This is a genomic window from Halalkalibacter akibai JCM 9157 (assembly GCF_000513135.1).
Taxonomy (GTDB): domain Bacteria; phylum Bacillota; class Bacilli; order Bacillales; family Bacillaceae_D; genus Halalkalibacter; species Halalkalibacter akibai.
Window position 1 is genome coordinate 170,437 of sequence record NZ_BAUV01000001.1, and the last position, 18,864, is coordinate 189,300.

Annotated in this window: 18 protein-coding genes; 14 read left to right on the top strand and 4 right to left on the bottom strand. The window is 38.1% G+C overall.

Annotation, left to right across the window (positions count from 1 at the left end; genetic code table 11):
- Positions 1-98 precede the first annotated feature (98 nt).
- The gene (locus tag JCM9157_RS00870) at positions 99-575 is read right to left on the bottom strand and encodes a hypothetical protein (protein ID WP_035661064.1); all 477 of its coding nucleotides are present in this window, start codon (positions 573-575) and stop codon (positions 99-101) included.
- Positions 576-810: 235 nt separating this feature from the next.
- Between JCM9157_RS00870 and JCM9157_RS00875 the strand changes: the two genes are divergently transcribed.
- The 5 genes from JCM9157_RS00875 to JCM9157_RS23150 all read left to right on the top strand — a co-directional run bounded on the left by JCM9157_RS00875 (position 811) and on the right by JCM9157_RS23150 (position 6,782).
- Positions 811-1,941, top strand: coding sequence for a Fe(3+) ABC transporter substrate-binding protein (locus JCM9157_RS00875; protein WP_035661067.1), 1,131 nt, complete (start codon positions 811-813; stop codon positions 1,939-1,941).
- 297 nt (positions 1,942-2,238) lie between these two features.
- The gene (locus JCM9157_RS00880) at positions 2,239-3,879 is read left to right on the top strand and encodes an ABC transporter permease (RefSeq protein ID WP_035661272.1); all 1,641 of its coding nucleotides are present in this window, start codon (positions 2,239-2,241) and stop codon (positions 3,877-3,879) included.
- Complete coding sequence (locus JCM9157_RS00885) at positions 3,880-4,590, top strand: ABC transporter ATP-binding protein (RefSeq protein ID WP_035661068.1); 711 nt, start codon at positions 3,880-3,882, stop codon at positions 4,588-4,590.
- Positions 4,591-4,643: 53 nt separating this feature from the next.
- On the top strand, positions 4,644-5,726 hold the full coding sequence (locus JCM9157_RS00890) for a polysaccharide deacetylase family protein (RefSeq protein WP_052012864.1): 1,083 nt from the start codon (positions 4,644-4,646) through the stop codon (positions 5,724-5,726).
- A 168-nt stretch (positions 5,727-5,894) separates the two neighbouring features.
- Positions 5,895-6,782 carry a VanZ family protein gene (locus tag JCM9157_RS23150; RefSeq protein WP_052012865.1) on the top strand — a complete coding sequence of 296 codons (888 nt, stop codon included), beginning with the start codon at positions 5,895-5,897 and terminating at the stop codon, positions 6,780-6,782.
- Between the two features lie 880 nt (positions 6,783-7,662).
- Here JCM9157_RS23150 and JCM9157_RS00905 read toward each other — a convergent pair.
- A complete protein-coding gene (locus JCM9157_RS00905; protein ID WP_035661075.1) occupies positions 7,663-8,298 on the bottom strand; it encodes a pentapeptide repeat-containing protein in 636 nt (211 codons plus the stop codon).
- A 565-nt stretch (positions 8,299-8,863) separates the two neighbouring features.
- On the opposite strand from JCM9157_RS00905, the gene JCM9157_RS00910 reads away from it, so the two are divergent.
- Positions 8,864-9,598: a hypothetical protein gene (locus tag JCM9157_RS00910; protein WP_035661078.1), complete on the top strand. Its 735-nt coding sequence runs from the start codon at positions 8,864-8,866 to the stop codon at positions 9,596-9,598.
- A complete protein-coding gene (locus JCM9157_RS00915; protein WP_035661081.1) occupies positions 9,571-10,386 on the top strand; it encodes a methyl-accepting chemotaxis protein in 816 nt (271 codons plus the stop codon). The genes JCM9157_RS00910 and JCM9157_RS00915 overlap by 28 nt, the downstream gene beginning before the upstream one ends.
- A 58-nt stretch (positions 10,387-10,444) precedes the next feature.
- On the opposite strand, the gene JCM9157_RS00920 is transcribed toward JCM9157_RS00915, so the two are convergent.
- Positions 10,445-10,774 carry a spore coat protein gene (locus JCM9157_RS00920; RefSeq protein ID WP_035661083.1) on the bottom strand — a complete coding sequence of 110 codons (330 nt, stop codon included), beginning with the start codon at positions 10,772-10,774 and terminating at the stop codon, positions 10,445-10,447.
- Positions 10,775-10,856: 82 nt separating this feature from the next.
- Positions 10,857-11,183, bottom strand: a complete 327-nt coding sequence (locus JCM9157_RS00925) for a hypothetical protein (protein ID WP_439644327.1) — start codon at positions 11,181-11,183, stop codon at positions 10,857-10,859.
- A 322-nt stretch (positions 11,184-11,505) separates the two neighbouring features.
- On the opposite strand from JCM9157_RS00925, the gene JCM9157_RS00930 reads away from it, so the two are divergent.
- The 7 genes from JCM9157_RS00930 (at position 11,506) to JCM9157_RS00955 (ending at position 18,598) form a co-directional block, all read left to right on the top strand.
- The gene (locus JCM9157_RS00930; RefSeq protein WP_035661086.1) at positions 11,506-13,866 is read left to right on the top strand and encodes a 3-hydroxyacyl-CoA dehydrogenase/enoyl-CoA hydratase family protein; all 2,361 of its coding nucleotides are present in this window, start codon (positions 11,506-11,508) and stop codon (positions 13,864-13,866) included.
- 25 nt (positions 13,867-13,891) lie between these two features.
- Positions 13,892-15,070, top strand: coding sequence for an acetyl-CoA C-acetyltransferase (locus tag JCM9157_RS00935; RefSeq protein WP_035661088.1), 1,179 nt, complete (start codon positions 13,892-13,894; stop codon positions 15,068-15,070).
- A gap of 183 nt (positions 15,071-15,253) precedes the next feature.
- A complete protein-coding gene (locus JCM9157_RS00940; protein ID WP_035661091.1) occupies positions 15,254-17,038 on the top strand; it encodes an acyl-CoA dehydrogenase FadE in 1,785 nt (594 codons plus the stop codon).
- 183 nt (positions 17,039-17,221) lie between these two features.
- On the top strand, positions 17,222-17,386 hold the full coding sequence (locus JCM9157_RS24510; RefSeq protein WP_156321464.1) for a hypothetical protein: 165 nt from the start codon (positions 17,222-17,224) through the stop codon (positions 17,384-17,386).
- 40 nt (positions 17,387-17,426) lie between these two features.
- The gene (locus JCM9157_RS00945; protein ID WP_035661094.1) at positions 17,427-17,786 is read left to right on the top strand and encodes an arsenate reductase family protein; all 360 of its coding nucleotides are present in this window, start codon (positions 17,427-17,429) and stop codon (positions 17,784-17,786) included.
- Between the two features lie 70 nt (positions 17,787-17,856).
- Positions 17,857-18,243, top strand: a complete 387-nt coding sequence (gene gcvH / locus JCM9157_RS00950; RefSeq protein WP_035661097.1) for a glycine cleavage system protein GcvH — start codon at positions 17,857-17,859, stop codon at positions 18,241-18,243.
- Between the two features lie 118 nt (positions 18,244-18,361).
- Complete coding sequence (locus tag JCM9157_RS00955) at positions 18,362-18,598, top strand: YusG family protein (protein WP_035661100.1); 237 nt, start codon at positions 18,362-18,364, stop codon at positions 18,596-18,598.
- Positions 18,599-18,864 lie beyond the last annotated feature (266 nt).

Genomic DNA, 18,864 nt, shown 5'->3' on the forward strand with positions numbered 1-18,864 from the left:
GCAGAAAGAGATGCATCAATCCATCTACATTTCTATTCGGTTAAAAAGTGTTACCTAGTAGAAGAGAGAACCGCTTGACCATCAGGTCATGCGGTTCATTAATAGGCTTGTTTCCATGTTCTGTTTGAGAAAACCTTCTCATAAAGCACCTGAAACCCATACATAACAAACGATTTAATCATAAATACAAGAGAAAGCTGTAGTTTACTTAATCGTACTAGAGAAACGTACCCTATTTTTTTAAACCAAGTCAGTCCAAAATAAGTGAAAATAGAATCGACGATAAGATTAGTCAAAAGGTACAATTTAAAGTTTCCGAAAGTGTATTTTAATATCCAAAGAGAACCGACAAAAAACGGACCAATAATAAGCGGTACTTCTCCTAACACATTAGGCTTCACATTAAAGTGGAACCACCACCATTTTTTCTTTTCTCCAAAAGTCCCTTCAAGAAAAACATACACACACATAAACAATGCTCCTGGTAGAAAGCGTTTTAACGTTTTTGAACCAATAAAGGGGAGGGTAAGCCAAGGTAAAAGGGTCATTACAATTAGATATTTTGATGTCTTCAATTTTATACTCCCTTTCCATCATTTGAAATGTAGTTTTCCCAAATATGAAATGGGTATGTACAAAACGTTTGTGTCTGTTTTGTTAAGCATGTTCACCGAACTGAAATTTTAGTTAACGAAAATTCTAAAAACCCGTTGACATTGATTATCAACTCTATTATGATAATCAATGTACTAGTTGATAATGAATTTCATTACCACTAATAAACAGATACATATGGAGGGGAATATTACGATGAGTAAAGCTTTAAAATTAATGTTATTTGCTTTGTTAGCATTGGCTCTTACAGTTGTGACAGCTTGCGGTGCTAACGAAGAACCAGCAGTTGAGCCAACAGAGGAAGCTGAAGTGGAAGTAGAAGAGCAAGATGAAAGTGAAGTTGCGAGTGAAGAAGCAACTGAATCAGAGGATGCTGGTGTTGTAAACTTATATACAAGCAGACATTATGATACGGATCGTGAACTTTACGACCGTTTTACAGAAGAAACAGGAATTGTTGTAAATGTGGTTGAAGGTAAAGGCGATGAGTTAATGGAACGTCTTGACCGAGAAGGTCCAGCAACTGAAGCAGATGTGTTTATTACTGCTGATGCAGGTAACCTGGCACGATTAAAAGAAAAAGAGTTAACTCAAGCAGTTGATAGTGAAGTATTAACTGCAAATATTCCGGATAAATTACGTGATGATGATAATGAGTGGTTCGGATTAACGAAACGTGCACGTGTAATCGTTTATTCTAAAGACCGCGTTGATCCATCAGAGCTTTCAACGTATGAAGCATTAACTGAGCCAGAATGGAAAGAAAGAGTGTTAATCCGTTCTTCTGAAAATATTTACAATCAATCTATTCTTGCTTCATTTATTGAATTGAATGGTGAAGAAGCGGCAAAAGAATGGGCTGCTGGAATTGTTGAAAACATGGCAAGAGAACCACAAGGTGGCGATACAGATCAAGTCGTTGCGGTTGTAGCTGGCGAAGGCGATGTGGCCATCTCTAACACATACTATGTAGGAAGATTATTAAATTCTGAGAATCCCGAAGAAGTGAAAATTGGCGAAGATGTTGGAATTTTCTTCCCTAACCAAGATACAACTGGAACACACATTAATATCAGTGGAGCAGCTGTAACAAAGCATGCTAAAAACGTTGAAAATGCAATTAAATTCATCGAGTTCTTAACGAGCGAAGAAGCACAATTTGTATTTGCTGAAGGAAATAACGAATACCCAGTAAATCCAAAGGTCGAGCCAACTGAACTTCTAGCATCTTGGGGCGAGTTCAAAGAACAAGACATTGACCTAACCATCCTAGGAACAAATAACGCAAGAGCCATCCAATTATTCAATGAAGTTGGTTGGAAATAAGAAAATATGATAGAATAGTAGACGTGCCGTATCCAAAAGATACGGTACATTGCTATTTCTAAACAATTATTCTCTTATATAAATGGGCGGTACAAATAATAAGGTTTTAACTCATAGTGAAATGAAGCGGAAGTCACTCGACTCCTGCGGGATAAAGAGGTAGGGCAAGACACCACAGACGAATGTCGTGGGGGCTTGGCACCTCCCCGCGGAAAGCGAGTGACTGTAGCGGAATGGAACGAACACGTTATAATGCGAAACAAATTTTTAAATACAGCGATTAAGGAAGTGGCAGCCATGAAGGTAGTTCAACAAATGAAAAAACAACTAGATATTTGGGCTGTACTAAGTTTCCTATTCATTGCCATCATTCTCATGCCAAATATATTGATCGCTGTTGAATTCTTCTCAGAATCAAACGACAATTGGATACACATTAAAGAATTTTTATTAGCCGATATCATTCGCAATACAGTTGTAATACTGTTCTTCACAGGCATCACAACAACCATCATAGGAACAAGTTTAGCCTGGCTTATTACAGCCTACCAATTTCCACTAAGAAACTTCTTAAAATGGGGCTTGATCTTGCCACTCGCCATTCCACCATTTATTGGTGCATATACGTACCACGGCATATTGAGCTACACAGGTATTATTCAATCAACCTTGCGCAACAACTTTGATATTTCAGTAAATCAACAGTACTTTAACATTATGAACATTGAAGGAACCATTTTTATTTTTACATTATTCCTTTTTCCATATATTTTTGTTATTACGAAAAGTTTTCTGCAAAATCAACCATCTTCAATTATTGAAAACGCTCGCTTATTAGGTGGAAATGCTTTCGAAGTTTTCTTTCGAGTGATTTTACCAATCTCAAGGGCTGCCATTGTTGGTGGTATTACGATCGTCATGCTAGAAATTATTAATGACTATGGGGTTGTAAAATTATTTGGAGTTCAAACGTTCATCACAGCTATTTTCCAAACTTGGTTTGGGATGGGCGATCTAGATAGTGCTTTTAAGATAGCTGGGACACTCATGATTGTTGTTATTTTTATTTTAGTATTTGAAAAGATCATCCAAGGTCGAAAACGCTATAGTTACTCAACATCAAAAATTAAACCGATCCAGCCTCAGCTGTTATCTGGTACAAAAAAATGGATGGCGTTTAGTTATTGTTTTGGGATTTTTGCGATTGCCTTTTTAATTCCTTTTATTCAATTAATCTATTGGGTGTTTATGACGTTTGAAAAAATTTGGAGTGTTGAATTTTTCACTCTTATTAAAAATTCATTCTTTGTCGCAGCGGTCGGGGCAACAGTCATTGTCGTTCTCGCTTTAATTATAGCCAATTACACGAGGCTACATCGCGGAGTGGTTAGTAAAATTATTTCTAAACTTAGTGTTCTAGGGTATTCCATTCCAGGTGCTGTAATTGCCATTGCCGTTATCACTGTATTTTTAGCGTTAGATGATTATATTTACAGTCTGTTTCAATCTTTTCAGGCCGAGCCAAGCTTTTTCTTCCGTACGAGTTTGATTGTCCTGATTTCAGCTTATGTGATTCGTTTTTTAGCCGTTGGATTTAACTCAATTGATGCCGGATTTGAGAAAGTTGGAACGAATTTCACGGATGCATCAAGAACGCTAGGCTCATCAACGATAGGTTCGTTTTTCAAAGTTGATATCCCTATGATTAAAGGTGGAATCATGGGTGGCTTTATTCTTGTGTTTGTCGACATTTTAAAAGAGTTGCCATTAACCATGCTCTTGCAACCTTTTAATTTCTCCACTTTAGCTACGAAAGCTTTTGTTTATGCAAATGATGAAATGGTTAATGAGGCAGCATCTGCTTCTGTTCTGATTATTTTAATAAGTGCACTTTGTATTTTTGTCTTCCATAAAGTCTTAGATAAGGAGTCGAGCTAAATGTTTGTACAGATCTCAAACTTACAGTATAAATATCCGAATGCGAGCGAACCAACGATCAAGGATTTTACTATAGACATCGAACAAGGAGAAGTTGTTTGTATACTTGGAGAAAGCGGAAGCGGTAAAAGCACCATTTTACGTTTAATAGCTGGGTTAGAGGAAGCGAGCAACGGTTCTATTTCCATTAGTGGGAAGACAATCATGAGTCAACATACGTTCACTCCGCCTGAAAAAAGAGGAGTGGGCATGGTTTTTCAAGATTATGCGCTTTTTCCACATATGACAGTGGAAAAAAACATTAAATATGGACTCAGGAAAATGTCAGGTAAAGAGAAAAATCAAAGAGTCGAAGAAATGTTAGCATTAGTTAACCTGACGGAGTATAAAAAACGCTACCCTTTTGAACTAAGTGGAGGCCAGCAACAACGAGTGGCGCTTGCTAGAGCTCTTGCACCAGCTCCTTCTCTTCTGATATTTGATGAACCATTTAGTAATCTTGATGCCAATTTACAATTAAAAATTAGAGATGAGTTAAGAGCTATATTAAAACAAACAGGAATCACGTCAATCTTTGTGACTCACGATCAAGAAGATGCTAAGGTATTAGCTGATCGTATTGTCTTTATAGAGAACGGCAAGATTAAACAAATAGGACCTCCAGAAGAAGTGCTAGGTTGTGCAAGTTTGTTAATGTGGGCGAATTCATAAGCTAAGCCGCATGATGATGGTCATGCGGTTATTTTCTAAAAAGGAAGATGATGATGATGAACAAACATTCGATTGAATCTAACTTAAATTTGTGTGCGTTTACATTTGATGATGGACCTGATTTACTCCCGCTAGAACTATGGTTAGATTCCTTAGAAGAGCTTAGTGCTCGTGCAACCTTTTTCTTTACAGGAGAATGGATCGACCGTAACCAAGATAAGGCACGGCTACTAATTTCACGTGGGCATGAGCTTGCTCCGCACTCCTATCATCATAGAAATATGTCTGAACTCAATCAGGATCAGTTCTTTGAAGAGCTAAAACAAACCGAGTTGGCCTACCAAGAAGCAACTGGAATGCCATGTCCGCTGTTATTACGGTTTCCTTATCTAAACTTTAATCAAGAAAATTTAAAGTGGATTTCAGATAATGGTTACGTCCACATCGGCGGGGATGATACGGGAGATTGGGCAGGTCTCAAACCTGAACAGATCATTAAAAACGCAGAACCCTTATTAAAAAATGGTGCGATACTCGTACTACATTGTAATGATATAGCCAAAGGAACACCAGCAGCCTTAAAGCCACTTCTTCGTAAGGCGATTAAGGATGAACTGACTCCAGTTAAGGTGTCTGATATGCTAAAAGCAGTAGCAGAACCACCTAGACATCGAACGTGGAAAATAGTCATTAACGTTCCAACCACTTCTTTGAATGAGGATTCTTATCAGGATTGGGCTTTTGAAGATAAAGTGGAACCAATCAGTGCAGAGACATTTGATTGGGGAGTAAAGCAGACACTAATGGGGATAGAAACTGAACTTGAGTGGCAAAGGCATTTGTCGGAGTCATTGCGTTATAAAAATGTGCTTGAAGACAGACAGTTATTTTCAAGTTGGCAAAAAACCGATGACTGTTGGGGATTTGCTCGCTTCGGGGTCGATCAGCAACAATTGGTCTTACTTGATTTCTTTTTAAGAGAGTCAGCGGCTGATGCCTTAGTATATGTATTAAGATGGGCAGCCAAAATCGCGCAAGACTTAGGATGCAAACAAATTGTCGCGAGAAAAGACATGCGCCGATTACATAAGATGTGTGAGCAGCTATCTTGGGAGTCAGACATTATTATAGATTAGGAAAAAGCTTAGCCGAAACCGTATGACAAATGAGTCATACGGTTTGTGTCGTTGGTTATAAACGGGTATCTCTTTTATGGTAAACTAATAGTTATAGTAGCACCTACAATGCTGTTCATTCTTGATCAGTGTAAAGCTATTAATCTTTCACAGACTAGGAGCTACTCCATGAGAAGACTTGTAAAACTTTTGTTTTTATATTGGTTACCTGTTTTTTTTGTTGCTGCGATGATTTTCACCGCTTCATCTCAGCCATATCATCAACAAGACATAAGGCCATATCTAAGTCACGTTACCGATATGGAAAAACTGCAATATATGTACAATCAACTAAAAGTAGAGCATGTTCAACATCGGCTTTACTTAGAAGAAAATGGTTTTAAAAGAACGTTAGTGTTGATCGTGGAAAAAGGAAAATGGTTCGTTGGATTCATCGGACTTATGCTTCTAATTCTTTTCGGAATCGGTGTCCGGTATTCAGTTGCTTACATTCGAAAAAGAGGGTTTAAACGTTTCCTTAGAACCATATCCATTTTAACTTTTGTTGCTTTGATTGGAATACTTTTAATGTTCAGCGGGATATTTTTTGCGTTTCGAATTGAAGAAGCTTTATTGTATGTAAAAGATCGTTTAATGGGCGAAGGAACCATGCAGCTTGTTAGAGGCATTGAGTTCACATATGCGGGAAATTTGATAAGTGTTGAACGATTAGGTTTGGAGAGTTTTATCGAATTTTTCATTCGCAAAGCTGCTCATTTCAGCTTTTTCTTTGCACTAGGATTCCTTACGTACCGTGCTCTACTTGCTAGTAGTTGTAAAAAAAGGACCAGCTATGTGATTGCCCTAATCTTTAACTTACTCTATGCCATCTCTGATGAAGTCCATCAAGCGTTCACACCAAGCAGATCACCGTTAGTCGAAGATGTTATTTTAGATTTCTCCGGTGGAATTACTGGAGTTACCCTGGCTCTATTACTTTATTGTTTTATTGATATCCGTAAAAGTAAGAACAAAAGTCAAAGAAGATATAAAGGCCGAAGAAACAAAAGTGTTTAGTTCTAATAACGCAATAAGCTGGGGTAAGCTGGTGAAACCCAGTAAGTACAAAAAAAGAGTGGTGCATAGCCCGAAGTTGGGATGTGCACCACTCTTTTATTTCTTTATAACATTTGCTACGGGCTGATAAGGAAAAGAGTGTAAAAGGCGACTTCAAAAAGAGAGCTTTTTTATGAATTTAAAGAGTTGGTTGTTTTTTTCTTATAAAGAAAAATAGCGGACCGAGTATGGTAATCCGATATAATGGCGCCTTGAATTTATATAAAAAAAACAACAAAGTGGGAGCGCTTAATTTCCAAATAAGTAAAGGTCTCTTCGTATAAATATAGCCGAAGGTAAATAGAAAAATATAAATGAGCCAGGACCAGAAAATGCTCCAGCCATTTTTGAAAAAGATCATTTTCGTTTTTAATCCAAGAAACTCACAAAAAGCACATTTAAAAGCCCATTTGATGATATGGATCATCTGTAATTTTACATTTTCTTGTGGAAGATTTTTCATGCATAATAAAAACAACAAAGGCGTGATAAAGAAGATGTGGATAATGCGTAACCCCTTTAAATTCAAAATGTGGGATTGAAATTCCCACAGGATACGCCGTTTAAAAAAGTAGTAATAAGACGAATTAATAAACGCAATGTATAGTAAAGCTTGGAGAAACTTTGGGAGAAGTCGCCAGGTTTCTTGTCGGAAATTTAAACATACAAGGAAGGTAGATAAAATGATATGCCTCATGTCATGATCCTTTCAACCGTGATAGGCTAGTACAGACATAGGATGCTCAAAATTTGCAATATTAATGTAAGTAAATGTAAGAAGGTAAGAGTTATATTTTGAGGGAAGAAGGAGTTATTAGAAAGAGAACTCCTTCTTTTTGATTTAATCCTTAATAATCAATCCTAGCAAAGTTGCAAACTGAAGAGCTTGATGGCTAGAGACTTTACATCCTTGCAAATCTGACAAAGACACAGTTAGCTTTTCAAAACGGGAAGAACTAATATCAATCCCTTTTAAAGGGGTTCGCTCGAAGTTCGCGTCGTTCAGGTTACAAAAATCAAAATTGACCTTTTTCCATTTGCACTCGTAAAAATCGGCACTGATGAGTGAGGTTTCCTGAAAGATCACTTTCTCAAACTTGGAGTGGCCAAATGATGTCATATCCAATAGTGAATGATCAAAGCGTACATTCCCGAATCTTGATTCTGTAAAATCGACACCAATTAATTTGCAGTTTTTAAAATGGACTCTGTGAATGGAAGACTGACTCAGATTGGCATTAGACATATCACAGTTTTCAAATAAAACATCAGTCAAATCACTTCGGCCAAAATGTGTATGGTTGAAGCGACCGTTTTTTATGACCATGTTTGATAAACGCACTCTTTCTAAAGTTTGATGATCAAAATCAGAATCAATGACTGTACAAAGCTCAAGTTCAGGTTCTTCCTCATAAAAAATATCTTCAAAAGGTCTTGTTTGTAAATCCTTTGGAATTTTAGGCGCATCTATTTTCATACTTGCTATACCTCTTTTCGCTCTTTACTGCTGCAACGTCTTGATTGAGTTTCTATATATAACTATATGAAACAGCTGGTGTGAAATAAAGACTAGTCTTTTTAATGAGGTTTGTACTAATATTCAGCGGAACTGCACCGTTACATTGCGCTACAGGTACTTGCTTTCCGCGGGGAGAGAAAGACAAGTACCTTTCGCTCCATTCCACTATAGTACAAACATAACTATGACAACATTTTTACGAAAAGAGGAAGTGCGAAAAACCTTTACTCGTAGAAAGAGGGTGAGGTTATAGATCAATCAAAAGGCTTTTTTGTAAAGATTATTTCTACGAATGAATCCCTCCTAGTGACCTGACCGCAATGCAATGAACATTCTAGGATGCAAAAATTCAAATCAACAGAATAAAAAAATATTAAAAATGATGTTTTAATCCTAGGACTTTAGGGTATATGAAATTGAAAACAAATTAATATACGTATATGGGAAGCGCTACCAGTGATTGATTCGAATGATTCATCTATAATGTAGGTTCACCGTATAACACTTGAGGAGGACTTTCGTCGTGGGTAGTAGAAATAAAACTATGCTTATTGTTTCTGCTTTTGTTGTGTTGTTGTCAGTTGTTATTCATTTGCTTCATCGGGTTTTTGGTTTTTTAGAAACCTATTTAATTATTCAAGGGGTAACACCTTTGTCTCCCGGTTTACAACTGCTTCAAAATCTTTTCTTTATAGTGCCTATTTTGTTATTAATCGTAAGCTTTTTCCTTTTTAAGAAGGAAAAGCATGATCAACTGCCGCTATTATTAACACTTACATTAACATTTGCGAGCATTTCCATTATTGCCGGTGGGGACGGATTAGTTGAATATCATTTTTCTATTTTTATGGTTCTTGCTTTTATCATCTTTTTTAATTCATTCAAACTAATCCTTATTAGCACAGTGATTTTTGCGATTCAACACTTTGGTGGGTATTTCTTATTTCCACAACTACTGTGCGGAACAGAAAATTATGCTTTCTCATTGCTAATGATTCACGCCGTTTTTCTCATTTTAATGAGTGGTGCGGCAAGTTTGATTATTACACTGCAAAACCGAGCGACTTCTCTAATGCAGATAGAAAAAGAAAAGCAACAAGAGAAAGAAGAGTTACTGGTGGCTCAACTTACCAAAACGGCTAATCAAGTTTTAAATACGGTTTTACAATTAAAGGAAGGGTCACAAGAATCCAAATTGGCGAGCAGGAAATTGCTGCTTCGATCCAAGAAATGGCTTCAGGTGCTGATCAGCAGTTAGGCCATGCCAGACAGAGTGAAATTCTAATTGAAACAATGAATAAAGGTATCCAGACAATTGTTGATTCTACAAATCGAGTTAAACAAGCTTCAGAACTAACAGCCAAAGAAGCTGTAGCTGGTCGTGATTTAATTGAAGGGTCAACGATTCAAATGAACACCATTGCTCGTTCAATGGATGAAATGGCTGAAGTTATTAAAAAACTTTCAAATCATTCACAAAAAATTGGACAAATCGTGACAGTCATTACCGATATTTCAAGTCAAACGAATATGTTAGCGTTAAATGCATCGATTGAAGCAGCAAGAGCAGGGGAACATGGAAAAGGGTTTTCTGTTGTAGCTGACGAGGTTCGTAAATTATCTGGACAAACGGAGAATGCTACTTCGGAAATTCGTTCGATCATTGCCGATATTCAAAGAGAAACAGCTAAAGCCGTTGATGTGGTGAATTCTAATCAAGAAGAGGTAACCTCTGGAACAGAATCCATTACATCCGCTAAAGATATGTTTGAGCGAATTGTCGATGCGACTACTAATATGGAACAACAATTAAAGGACGTCATGACGACGATGAAGGAGATTGATGAACAATCTTTATCTGTGAGTCAGTCGGTCAGTGGAATGACTGAAATTACTAAAGTATCTCAGGTGAACAGTGACAGTATTGCTGGAGCGTCTGAAGAACAACTAGCTTCTGTTGAAACATTGCAAACCATATCTGAAGCGTTAGCGGAATTAGGAGAAGATCTCCAGCGTTTAACAGAGCAGATCAATAAAGGCTCATAAAAAGAAAGGTTATCTCAAGAGGTCTGTAATAAGACCTCCATGAGATAACCCTTTTTCTTTATTGCTGATATGGAAATTGACTGCTATAGCCAGAGAATTGTTGATAAGATTGATCAAGCTTTTGCTGTTCTGCAGCTTCTAAACCGTAGAAACCTTTACGGAACATAACATTATATAACTCACGTTGACAATTTTGTGTTTCGTTAAAAATTTGGTTCACATCTTGATACAACTGATCATGACTTAATTCGTTTAAAGCGACACTGTAAGAGTTAGTCATGTTTTTAGCGCACATCAAAATATCGTTAATGAAATCGCGGTCATTCATTTGTGGTGTTTTTGGTACTTGTAGTTCTGGATTTTGAATTTTTTTTGATTGTTGATTCATGATGAGAAAAGCCCCCTTTAAAAATGTATAAACCAATGCCTATAAATGGAACATTAGGATCTTTAATGACAAAGAACTCCTATTATTGCATTGGAATTGTTTGTTGTGCTTGGCTTGTTTGAAGATGGCTTAGTATTTTTTCGTAATGACGTTGATGCATTTGACCTGTTTTCTCTAAAGTAGCTTTGATTTCTTGATCTTGACATTGTTGAGCGAAGAAGTGGGCTTTTTTCATTGCAATTAAGTTCCAAGAAAGCATGTCTGTAAGGTATAATTGGTCCTTTGTCGTGATGACAGGAGGAGGCGTTTGGAAGGTTGCTTGTTGAGACTGTTGTCCTCCCATTTGTTGTTGGTTTTGCATGCCCATTTGTTGTTGCTGAATTCCTTGCATTCCTTGTTGTTGATCCATTTTATATACCCTCCTTTGGATGTTGCAAAAGCAACGTACCCGTCATTCGGATACTTCATTAGTGTGAAGTAAATTGGTTAGATGTATGTGTCACACAAAGAGGTGATTTGGCCATTTTATGGAACTAAAGAAAAAATCTAAGATTCAATTAATAATTTTCAGAATTATGTATTGCGCAATTGAGAAACTCCGTTATGATATTTATAGAAAATGACATTTGAAATTTGTCGTTATTTTTTTGGATAAATAATGAATGAGTATTCATTCGTTTTATGACAAAGCCAAATTTATTCTGATTTTAAGCAGGAAAAGGGGGAGAATCATGACTCGTCATATACGTAAAGTTGCCGTTATTGGATCTGGTGTTATGGGCTCAGGGATTGCAGCTCATTTAGCAAACGTCGGAATTCCGTCTTTATTACTTGATATCGTACCAAGAGAACTCACAGCTAGCGAACAAGCAAAAGGACTTACATTAAATGATAAAGTCGTTAGAAATCGTTTAAGTTCTACTGCTATTCAAAAATTGGCGAAACAAAAGCCCGCTCCATTATCTTCAAAAGCAAAAGCCTCTTATATCGAAGCAGGAAACTTAGAGGATGATTTAAATCGACTAAAAGAAGTAGATTGGATTATAGAAGTTGTTGTTGAAAATTTAGCAATTAAACAACAGCTATTTGAAAAAATTGATGCCGTTCGTAACCCTGGAACAATTGTTACATCAAATACTTCAGGGATTTCAATTGAAGCAATGTCTGAAGGTCGCTCAGAAGATTTCAAAGCGCACTTTATAGGAACTCATTTCTTCAATCCACCTAGATACTTAAAGCTTTTAGAAATTATCCCAACAGCTAAAACGAATGAAGAAGTGTTAACATTCGTGAAAGCGTTTGCTGAAGAAACGCTTGGTAAAGGGGTTGTTGAAGCAAAAGACACTCCAAACTTCATTGGGAATCGAATCGGAACATACGGACTGCTTGTAACTGTTCGAGAAATGTTAAAAGGTGGCTATTCGGTTGGAGAAGTTGATTCTGTAACAGGACCATTACTTGGTCGTCCAAAAAGTGCAACATTCCGTACGTTAGATGTTGTTGGGCTTGATACATTTTTACATGTAGCCAAGAATGTGTATGACGTTGTAGACGGAGAAGAAAAGGAAGTATTTAATCCTGCGCCGTTTATGAATGACATGGCTGAAAGAGGTTGGCTTGGAAGTAAAAGTGGCCAAGGGTTTTTCTTGAAACAAGGAAAAGAAATTCTTGAATTAAACCCAGAAACAATGGAATACGAAGCACGCAAAAAATTAAAAGCAGCTTCTGTTGAACAAGCAAAACAAGCAAAGAAACTTTCAGACAAAATGAAAACGCTAGCATATGCAGATGATCGAGCTGGTCAATTAATCTGGAGTTTGCTTAAACCGACATTACTCTACTCAGCAGAAAAAGCCTATGAAATTGCTAATGATATTCAAGCAATTGATGAAGCGATGAAGTGGGGCTTTGGTTGGGAACAAGGTCCATTCGAAACATGGGATGCCATTGGTGTGGCAAAGTCCGTTGAGCGAATGGAAGCAGAGGGAGAGACAGTCCCTACTTGGGTCAAAGATATGCTTGCTTCAGGTCAAGAAACGTTCTACAAAGACAATGGCTTCTACCATGAAGGTGGTTATTCGCCAAAGCAAGTAAACGAGAAAATTGTTCATTTAAAATCATTAAAGCCAGATAACGTTGTGTTTAAAAATTCAGGAGCAAGCTTGCTTGATATCGGAGATGACGTAGCGCTTCTTGAATTCCATTCGCCAAACAACTCAATTGGCTCAGATGTGGTTCAAATGATCAACAAATCTATTGTAGAGGTTGAAAAGAATTATAAAGGTCTTGTTATTACAAACCAAGGCAAAAACTTCTGTGTTGGCGCTAATTTAATGATGATCTTAATGGAAGCACAAGATGATAACTTCTTTGAATTAGATTTAGTTGTTCGTCAATTCCAACAAGCAATGGCGAACATTAGATATTCGCAAAAGCCAGTCGTTACAGCTCCATTTGGAATGACACTTGGTGGCGGTTCTGAAATTTGTTTACCATCGGCAAGTATTCAAGCGTCGCTTGAAACCTACATGGGATTAGTAGAAGTTGGTGTTGGACTTATTCCTGGAGGAGGCGGAAATAAAGAATTATACCTCCGTAATCTTGAAAAATCTGGTGGTGGCGACCTACAAGCAGTTGCAAACAAAACGTTTGAAACGATTGCAATGGCTAAAGTCGCCACATCAGCTCAAGAAGCTAAAGAAAATGGTTTCCTAAGTGAGCGAGACGGAATTGTTATAAACGGAGATTTCCTAATTGACCGAGCGAAGCAAGAAGTAGCTCACCTATCAGCTAAAGGCTATCGTCCTCCTGAGAGAACGAAGATTCCTGTTGTTGGTGAAACGGGTTATGGAACGCTTTTACTTGGAGCAAAAACAATGAAGTTCGGTGGAATGATCTCAGATCATGATCTGAAAATCGCTGAAAAACTTGCTTTTGTTCTTGCAGGTGGTCGAGTACCAAAAGGAACACTTGTTGATGAGCAATACCTACTTGATTTAGAGCGTGAGGCATTCTTAAGTCTAGTTGCTGAACCGAAATCACAGCAACGGATGCAATATATGTTAACAAAAGGGAAACCACTTCGTAATTAATCAGAAGAATAGGAGGGATACGACAATGAGAGAAGCGGTTATTGTAGCTGGTGCAAGAACACCAGTCGGAAAAGCAAAGCGCGGAACGTTAGCGAATGTTCGTCCAGATGATTTGGGAGCTATTACAGTTCGTGAAACATTGAAACGTGCTGGAGATTTTGATGCTAGGTATATTGAGGATGTCATCATGGGATGTTCAATGCCAGAAGCTGAACAAGGCATGAATATGGCACGTAACATTTCTGCTTTAGCAGGACTGCCAAACACAGTACCTGCCATCACGATCAATCGTTATTGTTCTTCAGGTTTGCAAAGTATTGCTTACGGAGCAGAGCGCATTATGCTCGGTCACTCGAAAGCGATTATTGCAGGTGGAGCGGAGTCTATGAGCTTAATCCCAATGGGAGGGCACGTAATCGCACCAAATCCTAAGCTAGTTGAAGAACAGCCTGAGTATTACATGGGAATGGGGTACACAGCTGAAGAGGTAGCCAATCGTTTTGGTGTAAGTCGTGAAGATCAAGATGCCTTTGCTGTAGAAAGTCATAGACGAGCTGCAGCAGCGATTGAAGCAGGACGCTTCAAAGATGAAATTGTACCTGTTGACGTAACACTTCGTTCAGTAGGTGCTGATCATAAACTAAAAGAAAAACAAGTACGCTTTGATACAGATGAAGGAGTAAGACTAGATACGTCAGCAGAAGGCTTAGCTAAGCTTCGTCCAGCTTTCCATCCGAAAGGAAGTGTGACAGCTGGTAACTCGTCACAAATGAGTGATGGAGCAGCTTCTGTCCTTTTAATGGATAAAGAAGAAGCCCTCGCAAACGGCTTAACACCGCAATTAAAATTCCGTGGCTTTGCTGTTGCTGGGGTAGCTCCTGAAATTATGGGGATTGGCCCTGTTGAAGCAATTCCAAAAGCCCTTCAAATTGCGGGCCTTGAACTTTCTGATATTGGATTATTCGAGTTAAACGAAGCGTTTGCTTCTCAGTCGCTTCAAGTTATTCGTCATTTAGGTCTTGACCAAGACCGAGTAAATGTCAACGGAGGAGCGATTGCCCTAGGCCATCCACTAGGATGTTCAGGAGCGAAGCTAACACTCACTCTTCTTCACGAAATGAAACGTCGTAACGAGCAATTCGGTGTCGTCACCATGTGTATCGGGGGTGGAATGGGTGCAGCAGGAGTTTTTGAGTTAGTATAAACAGGCGAACTTCCCTGTTTATACTGCAATGAGCGAAGCCGCTACAAGGTCTTAAGCCTTTTATAAGCGACCTTCTTATAAAAGGCGCGTAGTGAGTGAAGCCATTGCCAGCCCTTGGCATCAGTTCTAAATGCTTTCATAGATAAATAAAAAAACTTATATATTTAAGAGGAGGAACGGATCATGAGTCAAACAGAAAACAAAGTTGTTAAAGGCGGTAGCTTTTTAGTTGAAGATATTGAGGCAGACGCGGTATTTACGCCTGAGGATTTTACAGATGAGCATGTGATGATCGGGAAAACGACAGAAGAATTTGTTATTAATGAAGTTGAGCCTGTATTAGAAGAAATCGAACAGCATAAGTTTGAGCATACAGTTAAGCTATTAAAAGAAGCTGGTGACTTAGGTTTACTAGGAGCTGATGTTCCTGAAGAGTACGGCGGTCTTGGATTAGACAAAATTAGCTCATCATTAATTTCTGAGAAATTTGTACGTGGAGGAGCATTCGGTTTAAGCCACGGTGCCCACGTTGGAATTGGTTCTTTACCGATCGTTTTCTTCGGTAACCATGAACAAAAATCAAAGTATTTACCTGATCTAGCTTCAGGTGCGAAGCTTGCAGCTTACGCTTTAACAGAGCCTAGTTCTGGATCGGATGCCCTAGGTGCTAAAACAACAGCCGTTCTAAATGAAGCGGGTACTCACTATGTATTAAATGGGGAAAAGCAATGGATCACGAACTCAGCTTTTGCAGATGTATTCGTTGTCTATGCAAAAATTGATGGCGAACAGTTCACGGCATTCATCGTTGAAAAGGATTTTGAAGGCGTTTCAACAGGTCCAGAAGAAAAGAAAATGGGAATTAAAGGTTCATCAACTCGTACGTTAATTCTTGAAGATGCGCTTGTGCCGGTTGATAACGTATTAGGTGAAATCGGTAAAGGTCACGTTATTGCCTTTAACATCTTAAATGTAGGTCGTTACAAGCTTGGGGTAGGTTGTGTAGGTAGTTCAAAGCGTGCGCTTGAGCTTGCTGCGACATATGCAACAGAGCGTAAGCAATTTAAAACACCAATTGGTAAGTTCACATTGATCCAAGAAAAGCTTGCAAACATGGCTACTCAAACGTTTGCAGCAGAAAGCTCTATCTACCGTACAGGTGGTCTTTTCGAAGAACGCTTAGGTGGTTTATCGGCTGAAGAACAAAAAGATGGTCGTGCTGTTGCAAATGCAATTGCTGAATATGCCATTGAGTGTTCTTTAAATAAAGTATTTGGCTCTGAAACGCTTGATTATGTAGTTGATGAAGCTGTTCAAATCCATGGTGGTTATGGATTTATGGCTGAGTACGAAGTAGAGCGTATGTACCGTGATTCTCGTATCAACCGTATTTTTGAAGGAACAAATGAAATTAACCGTCTACTTGTTCCAGGTACGATCATGCGTAAAGCAATGAAAGGCGAGCTGCCACTTCTTCAAAAAGCGATGGCATTACAAGAAGAAATTATGATGATGATGCCACAAGAAATCAGTGATGAACCTCTTGAGCAAGAAAAGTATCTACTAGGAATGGCGAAGAAAGTTTTCTTAATGGTTGCTGGTAACGGCGCTCAAAAGTACGGCGAAAAGCTGCAACATGAGCAAGAGCAGTTATCTAATGTTGCAGATATCGTAAGTGAGATCTACTCGATGGAATCGGTGATCCTTCGTACAGAAAAAGCAATTAACAAAGCAGGTGTTGATAAAGCAGCTCAAAAGTTACTAATGACAGAAGTGTTCTGTCAAGAAGCGTTCAACCGCATTGAAGCTCATGCGAAAGAATCTTTAGTAGCTATGGAAGAAGGCGACAAGCTTCGTACAATGTTAGGTGTTTTACGTAAGTTAACTCGTCACACGCCAATTAATGTTGTTGCTAAAAAGCGTCAAATTGCTAGTGTCGTTCTAGAAGAAAAACGTTACGTTGTTTAATTCGTTTTCACTTTTGGGGAAGTTCATCCTTCCCCAAAAATAATATATACTCCTTTCTTATGGAGCATTCTCCTCTCTAGTGCAAAGAAGTCCCAATGGGGCTTCTTTGTCGTTTGGGGCCAGCAAGTATGTTTCAGACCTGAATGACACAATCTATGATTAACATTTTGAGGAGGGTTTAGAATGAAACAAAACGAGAAAGTAAGCTACACGGCACCGTTAACAGGAGTTGAAGAATTTGCCCAAGATATGAGTGTTGATTCCGTTCATGACGCTTTACAAAAAACATGGGAAACTGAATCGGAATTAGATAAGCAAAAAAATTGTGAAGGTGAAAAGGATAAGTAATAATAGGCATTGGTAAACAAATTTAAAGGAGGTCATTTTAATGGCAGTCGTTTTTTATCAATACCCTAAGTGTGGAACTTGTCGGAAAGCAAGCAAGTGGTTTCAAGAAAAGAATATTGACGTAAATGACATACATATTGTTGAAAATCCCCCTTCCAAAGATGAGTTGCGGAGTATCTATGAAAAAAGCGGGTTGGAACTAAAGAAATTTTTCAATACAAGTGGTCAGAAATATCGTGAGCTTGGTCTGAAAGATAAATTAAAAGATATGTCAGAAGAGGAAGCATTAGATTTACTTGCTTCAGACGGAATGTTAATCAAGCGTCCATTAACATTTGATGGCGATCAAGTGACAGTTGGATTTAAAGAAGACCAATTTGAACAAACGTGGAACAAGTAGTTTTCATTTTTGTTATAAAAAAGGTATAATGTAGAAATAATTGCTATTATTTAGTGGAGGGATTTTGTCGATGAGTAATTTACCAAAAGAATTAAAGTATTCGGAAGAACATGAGTGGGTTAAAGTAGAAGGCGAAACAGTTCGTATCGGAATTACAGACTTTGCACAATCTGAACTAGGCGACATCGTGTTCGTTGAACTTCCAGAAGTTGGGGACGAGATCGAAGCGGACGAGCCTTTCGGAAGTGTTGAATCAGTTAAGACAGTTTCAGAGCTATACTCTCCAATTAGTGGTAAAGTTGTAGCTGTAAACGAAGACTTAGACGATTCTCCGGAATTCGTTAATGAGTCTCCGTACGAAAAAGCTTGGATGATCGTAGTTGAACCAAGTGATTCAAGCGAAGTAGACAAGCTAATGACAGCTGAACAATATCAAGAAATGATTAGTGAAGACTAATTTAAAAAGGAGGAAGAGCATAAATTTGCTCTTCCTTTTTTTCTTGTATTAACCATGATTGTGATTGATGAAGTCGGACAACATAATAGTAACTTCTGTTTAAAGGGAGGTTAGTACTGTGGGACTTGTACGTGTTGATGTTACAAGCAAGGTTAAGGGAAAGTACGAAAATGGCCATATGAATTTATATATGGGAGAAGCGCAAGTCGGGAAAGTAATTGAAACGAATCAAGGATTTCAGCATGAAATGGCTGAAGGCTTTGAGTTTGAAAATGATAAAGTATTTCGTTACGAGCAAGAAAATCCGAACGAAGTAAAATCATATGTTGAAGGCTGTGACGAGGGCTGGTGTTAATCAGCTAAAGGACTGACATTCTTACCTGAGAATGTCAGTCCTTTTTTCATGCCTTATTTAACTTTCTAAGAACTTTGAAGTTTAATCCGATTAAAACGCTGCTGAAGACAGTCGTTAGTAGTGCACTACCAACAACCATCCAAATAAGTGTCATGATTTTTCTTTCGTTAAACATTTATTTATCCAATCCTCTCATCATTTATGAAAATAGTATCCCCACCTGAATCGAAAAAAAATTCCCTCTTTTCTTTTTTTATAAGATCGCC